A 5,294-nucleotide genomic window follows, 5' to 3' on the forward strand; every position below is an offset into this window, starting at 1 on the left:
GCGTCGGGGCAGGCACGACAGGTGGCGGGGGCACCGGCGGACGGAACAGCACCACCTCGATGGGCGGATCGTCCGCCTCGCGCGCCACTGGCTCGGGACTGCCCAGCCCGGACAGGGCGAACAGGCCGGCGTGCAGACCGGCGACCGCCACGACAATGCCGGGCAGCAGGCGTCTGTCAGGTCGCGAAGAGGATGGGCGGGTGTTCACCCTACCGTTTATGGCACGTCGAGCATGAACACGGCGAGCGGAGGCGTGTCAGCCACCGTTCAGGCGCAGTGTCAGGCCTGGCCGAGCGCCTTGTCGATCTCGCCCGACACAGCCTCAATAGAGCTCATGCCGTCGACTTCGGTCAGCAGACCCTTGTCGGCATAGTAGGGCAGCAGGGGCGCGGTGTTGCGGTTGTAGGCGTCCAGCCGGACCTTGAAGCTGTCGGGATTGTCGTCCGGACGGCCCTGGTCGGCGAAGCGGCTGGCGACGCGGGTCAGCAAAGCCTGGTCATCGACCTTCAGACGGATGACGTGGTCGATCTGCTTGCCCAGTTTGGCCAGCATGGCGTCCAGCGCCTCGGCCTGGGCCAGGGTGCGGGGAAAGCCGTCGAAGATGGCGCCGCCGGCGTCCTCGGCCGCCTTCAGCTGGGCCTCGATCAGGGCGATGACGACGGCGTCCGGCACCAGGTCGCCGCGCGACATGATCGCCTGGCATTCCTGACCCAGCTCGGAGCCCGAGGCGATGGCCTCGCGCAGCATGTCGCCGGTCGACAGCTGGATCATGCCCCGCGTCTCGACCAGACGCTTGGCCTGAGTGCCCTTGCCCGCAGCGGGCGGGCCGAACAGGATCACATTCATCGTGCCGTCCCCCGAACGATCGATCTCAGCGCCGCACCGGGGCGGTCGTGCCCTTGGTGCGCGTCTGGCCGCGGCCCCGCAGCTTGGCCTTCTTGATCAGGCCTTCGTACTGGTGGGCCAGCAGATGCGACTGGATCTGGGCGACCGTATCCATGGTCACCGAGACCACGATCAGGATCGACGTGCCGCCGAAGGCCAGACCGGCCCCGAAGTTGGCGATGATCATCTCCGGGATCAGGCAGACCGCAGTGATGTAGGCCGCGCCGATGGTCGTCAGACGGGTCAGGACGTAGTCCAGATATTCCGCCGTGCGCTTGCCCGGACGGATGCCCGGCAGGAAGCCTCCGTATTTGCGCAGGTTCTCGGCCGTGTCCTCGGGATTGAAGGTGATCGAGGTGTAGAAGAAGCAGAAGAAGATGATCAGCAGGCCGTACAGGACCATGAACACCGGCTGGCCATGGCTCAGTTGGCTGGTCGCGGCCGGCAGCCACGACAGCCAGGCCGGCAGGTTCGCCGTCGCCGTGAACTGGGCCACTGTCGTCGGCAGCATCAGCAGCGACGAGGCGAAGATGGCGGGAATGACGCCGGCGGTGTTGACCTTCAGCGGCAGGAACGACCGCTCGCCCCCGGCCATCCGATTGCCTTCCTGGCGCTTGGGATACTGGATCAGCAGGCGACGCTGGGCGCGTTCCATGAAGACGATGAACACGACCGTTGCGACGGCGATCAGGGTGATCAGCAGCAGGATGAAGACCGACAGCTGACCCTGCTGGGCCAGGCCGAACATGCGGGCGATGGTGCCGGGCAGGACCGCCACGATACCGGCGAAGATGATCAGCGAGATGCCGTTGCCGACGCCGCGCGCCGTCACCTGCTCGCCCAGCCACATCAGGAACATGGTCCCGCCGGTCAGGCAGGTGATGGTCGAGACGATGAAGAACAGACCTGGCGCGTCGACCAGACCGGCTTGGGCATTCAGGCCGATGGCAATACCGGCCGACTGGAACAGGGCCAGGACGACGGTCAGATATCGGGTGTACTGGTTCAGCTGCTTGCGACCGCTCTCGCCGCCTTCCTTGCGCAGCTTTTCCCAGGGCGGATAGACCGCGCCCATCAGTTGCACGATGATCGAGGCCGAGATGTAGGGCGTGACGTTCAGGGCGAAGACGGCCATCCGCTCCACCGCGCCGCCCGAGAACATGTTGAACATGTCCAGGATGCCGCGCTGGCCGTCCGGGTTCTGGAAGAACTGCAGGAAGGCTTCCGAGTTGATCCCCGGGATCGGCACATAGGTGCCGATGCGGTAGACCAGCAGGGCCAGGAGCGTGAACAGCAGACGCTTATGCAGCTCGGTCGCTTTCGCGAACGTGCCCATGTTCATGTTTGCTGCGAGTTGTTCGGCGGCCGAAGCCATATGTCGTCACCCCGACTGATCAGAACGCGGCGCACCTGAGACTGACTCGGGGGCCACGGTCCAGATAGGTGAAGGGCGCCCTCTTAGCGAGAGCGCCCCCCAGCTTATTTTTTGGAGGCAGTCCGCGTCGTGCGGGCCGAGATTTTGTTGGCGTCGCCACGCGGGGCCTTGGGAGCCGGAGCCTTGCCCTTGGCGGCGTTGCGCTTCTCGACGCGGGCGGCGGCCTTCTCTTCAGCAGCGATACGCTCCTGAACGACGGTGCCACCGGCGGCCTCGATAGCCTTGATCGCGCCGGCCGAGGCCGACCACACGACCAGGTTCAGCTTGCCCTTGATCTCGCCGGTGCCCAGCAGACGGACACCGTCCTTGACGCGGCGGATCACGCCGGCGGCGACCAGGGCGTCGCCCTTGATCTCGCCCTTGATGTCCAGCTTCTTGGCATCGATGGCGTCCTGCAGACGCCACAGGTTCACCTCGGCCAGCTTCAGGGCGTTGGGATTGTTGAAGCCGCGCTTGGGCATGCGCATGTACAGCGGCATCTGGCCGCCTTCGAAGCCGCCGATGGCGACACCCGAACGCGACTTCTGACCCTTGACGCCGCGACCGGCGGTCTTGCCCTTGCCCGAACCCGGGCCACGGCCGACGCGCATGCGCTTCTTGTGGGCGCCCTCGTTGTCGCGGATTTCATTCAGTTTCATGTGCCTGATCCTTTCGGGTTCTAGCGCCCGCTGCGGCAGCGGACTCGGCTGATTGGTCTACTAGGGGCCGGTGAACTCGACCGGACCCGGAGCTTCAAGGTCGCGCGCTATAGCGGCTCCCTACAAAGCAGTAAAGGCGACTCTCGCGAGCCGCCCTTACCTGATCGCCCTGCTCTCCCCGTCTGGAGAGAGAAAAGCTTACTTCTCGACGATCTCGGTCAGGTGGGCGACCTTGGCGATCATGCCGCGGACCGAGGGCGTGTCTTCCAGCGTGGACTCGCGGCCCAGGCGGTTCAGACCCAAGCCCACCAAGGTGGCGCGCTGGTCGCTCTTGCGGCGGATCGGCGAGCCGGTCTGCTTGACGGTGACGGTCTTGGCGTCGGTCTTCTTGGAGGGGGCCATGATCAGGACTCCACAGCTTCAGGTGCCGAGGCACCGTCGTTGCGACGACCCATCAGGTCCGCGACCTTCTTGCCGCGCTTGTTGGCGATCTGGCGAGGCGAGGACTGAACCTTCAGAGCTTCGAAGGTCGCACGGATCATGTTGTAGGGGTTCGACGAACCGGTGGACTTGCCGACGACGTCCTGGACGCCGAGGGTTTCCAGCACGGCGCGCATCGGACCGCCCGCGATGACGCCGGTCCCGGGAGGGGCCGCACGCATCATGATCTTGCCGGCGCCCCAACGGCCGTTGCCGTCGTGGTGCAGGGTGCGGTTTTCACGCAGGGGAACGTGGATCATCGTCTTCTTGGCTTCTTCGGTCGCCTTGCGGATGGCTTCCGGCACTTCGCGTGCCTTGCCGTGACCGAAGCCGACGCGGCCCTTACCGTCACCGACAACCATCAGGGCGGCGAAGCTGAAGCGACGGCCACCCTTTACGGTAGCGGCGACGCGGTTGATGTGGACCAGCTTCTCGACGATGTCCGATTCCGGACCGTCCTGAGGAGCGTTGCGGTTGTCACGACGATTGCGGTCGTTGCCGCCGCCGCCACGTTGGGGTGCTTGCGCCATGCGTCCCGTTCCTTAGAAATTCAGGCCGGCTTCACGCGCGGCTTCCGCCAGCGCCTTCACCCGACCGTGATAAATGTAGCTGCCGCGGTCGAAGACGACGTCCTTGACGCCCTTTTCGATCGCACGCTCGGCGACCAGCTTGCCGATACGGGCGGCTGCGTCGACGTCCGAACCCTTGGACTTCGCACCCTTGTCGCCTTCCAGCGACGAGGCGGCGGCGACCGTGACGCCGTTCAGGTCGTCGATGATCTGGGCCGAGATGTTCTTGTCCGAACGATGGACCGACAGACGCAGGCGACCGTTGGCGACAGCCTTCAGGCGGCGGCGGTTGCGCTCCGAGCGGCGCTTGGCTTGTTGTTGCAGAGAAAGAGCCATGACCTACTTCTTCTTGCCTTCCTTGCGCCGGACGGTTTCGCCCTGGTAGCGCACACCCTTGCCCTTGTAGGGCTCCGGCGGACGCAGCTTGCGAATGACGGCGGCGATCTGACCCACGGCCTGCTTGTCAGCGCCCGAGATCTTGATTTCCGTCTGCTTGGGCACCGCAAAGGTGACGCCTGCAGGCGGTTCGATGTCCACGTCGTGCGAGAAGCCGAGCTGCAGCGACAGGGCATTGCCCTTCATTGCGGCACGATAACCGACGCCGACCAGGTCCAGGCTCTTTTCAAAGCCCGTGGTGACGCCCGTGACCATGTTGTCGACCAGGGTGCGCGACAGGCCCCACATGGCGCGGCCACGCTGGGTGTCGGAACGCAGGCCCAGGCTGATGCCGTCGGCGTCCTGGGACACTTCGATTTCCTCGGCGACGGTCCAGGAGCGTTCGCCCTTGGGACCCTTCACCGACACGGTCTGGCCGTCGAGCGTGATGGTCACGCCCTTCGGAACAGCGATGAGACGTTTGCCGATACGGGACATATCAGTAGACCCTGCAGAGGACTTCGCCGCCCACATTGGCGTCGCGCGCCGCCGTGTCGGACATGACGCCCTTGGACGTGGAGAGGATCGAGATGCCGAGGCCGTTCTTGATCGGCTTCAGATCGTTGATCGCGGAATAGACGCGACGGCCGGGCTTCGACACGCGGGCGATCTCGGCGATCACGGGGTTGCCGTCGAAATACTTCAGCTCGATCTCGAACTGCGGGAACTCGCCGGGGTTCTGGACCAGGTTGTAGCCGCGGATGTAGCCCTCGTCCTGCAGCACGTCGAGGACGCGCTGGCGGAGACGCGAGGCCGGGGTCAGCACCTTGGAACGCTTGCGGGTCGCCGCGTTCTTGATGCGAGCGATCATGTCGCTCAGGGGATCGTTGATCATCATGTCTGTCGCTCCCC

General features: G+C 65.3%; 7 protein-coding genes and 1 pseudogene. All 8 read right to left on the reverse strand.

All coding sequences use genetic code 11. From position 1 onward, the window contains the following. Nucleotides 1-279 precede the first annotated feature (279 nt). The 8 genes and pseudogenes from JHC81_RS13600 to rpsH all read right to left on the reverse strand — a co-directional run bounded on the left by JHC81_RS13600 (nt 280) and on the right by rpsH (nt 5,280). On the reverse strand, nt 280-846 hold the full coding sequence (locus JHC81_RS13600; RefSeq protein WP_292175557.1) for an adenylate kinase: 567 nt from the start codon (nt 844-846) through the stop codon (nt 280-282). Between the two features lie 25 nt (nt 847-871). After that, nucleotides 872-2,260: a preprotein translocase subunit SecY gene (secY, locus tag JHC81_RS13605; RefSeq protein ID WP_292175558.1), complete on the reverse strand. Its 1,389-nt coding sequence runs from the start codon at nt 2,258-2,260 to the stop codon at nt 872-874. Nucleotides 2,261-2,511: 251 nt separating this feature from the next. Beyond that, nucleotides 2,512-2,958 (reverse strand): annotated as a pseudogene (gene rplO / locus JHC81_RS13610) (50S ribosomal protein L15); the annotation flags it as partial. A 198-nt stretch (nt 2,959-3,156) separates the two neighbouring features. After that, entirely contained in the window at nt 3,157-3,360 is a 204-nt protein-coding gene (rpmD, locus tag JHC81_RS13615) for a 50S ribosomal protein L30 (protein ID WP_292175560.1), read from the reverse strand. Between the two features lie 2 nt (nt 3,361-3,362). Beyond that, nucleotides 3,363-3,968, reverse strand: a complete 606-nt coding sequence (gene rpsE, locus JHC81_RS13620) for a 30S ribosomal protein S5 (protein ID WP_292175562.1) — start codon at nt 3,966-3,968, stop codon at nt 3,363-3,365. A gap of 12 nt (nt 3,969-3,980) precedes the next feature. After that, on the reverse strand, nt 3,981-4,343 hold the full coding sequence (rplR, locus tag JHC81_RS13625) for a 50S ribosomal protein L18 (protein ID WP_292175564.1): 363 nt from the start codon (nt 4,341-4,343) through the stop codon (nt 3,981-3,983). Between the two features lie 3 nt (nt 4,344-4,346). Further along, nucleotides 4,347-4,880, reverse strand: coding sequence for a 50S ribosomal protein L6 (gene rplF / locus JHC81_RS13630; protein WP_292175565.1), 534 nt, complete (start codon nt 4,878-4,880; stop codon nt 4,347-4,349). Nucleotide 4,881: 1 nt separating this feature from the next. Continuing rightward, on the reverse strand, nt 4,882-5,280 hold the full coding sequence (gene rpsH / locus JHC81_RS13635; protein WP_292175569.1) for a 30S ribosomal protein S8: 399 nt from the start codon (nt 5,278-5,280) through the stop codon (nt 4,882-4,884). Nucleotides 5,281-5,294: the final 14 nt, after the last annotated feature.

Source organism: Brevundimonas sp. (assembly GCF_016463295.1).
In the GTDB taxonomy this organism is placed as follows: Bacteria; Pseudomonadota; Alphaproteobacteria; order Caulobacterales; family Caulobacteraceae; genus Brevundimonas.

What these genes read in the sequence shown, in the direction of transcription:
- JHC81_RS13600 (WP_292175557.1), bottom strand. Translation starts at nt 846, where the DNA reads ATGAATGTGATCCTGTTCGGCCCGCCCGCTGCGGGCAAGGGCACTCAG.
- rplR (WP_292175564.1), bottom strand. Translation starts at nt 4,343, where the DNA reads ATGGCTCTTTCTCTGCAACAACAAGCCAAGCGCCGCTCGGAGCGCAAC.
- rplF (WP_292175565.1), bottom strand. Translation starts at nt 4,880, where the DNA reads ATGTCCCGTATCGGCAAACGTCTCATCGCTGTTCCGAAGGGCGTGACC.
- rpsH (WP_292175569.1), bottom strand. Translation starts at nt 5,280, where the DNA reads ATGATGATCAACGATCCCCTGAGCGACATGATCGCTCGCATCAAGAAC.
- secY (WP_292175558.1), bottom strand. Translation starts at nt 2,260, where the DNA reads ATGGCTTCGGCCGCCGAACAACTCGCAGCAAACATGAACATGGGCACG.
- rpsE (WP_292175562.1), bottom strand. Translation starts at nt 3,968, where the DNA reads ATGGCGCAAGCACCCCAACGTGGCGGCGGCGGCAACGACCGCAATCGT.
- rpmD (WP_292175560.1), bottom strand. Translation starts at nt 3,360, where the DNA reads ATGGCCCCCTCCAAGAAGACCGACGCCAAGACCGTCACCGTCAAGCAG.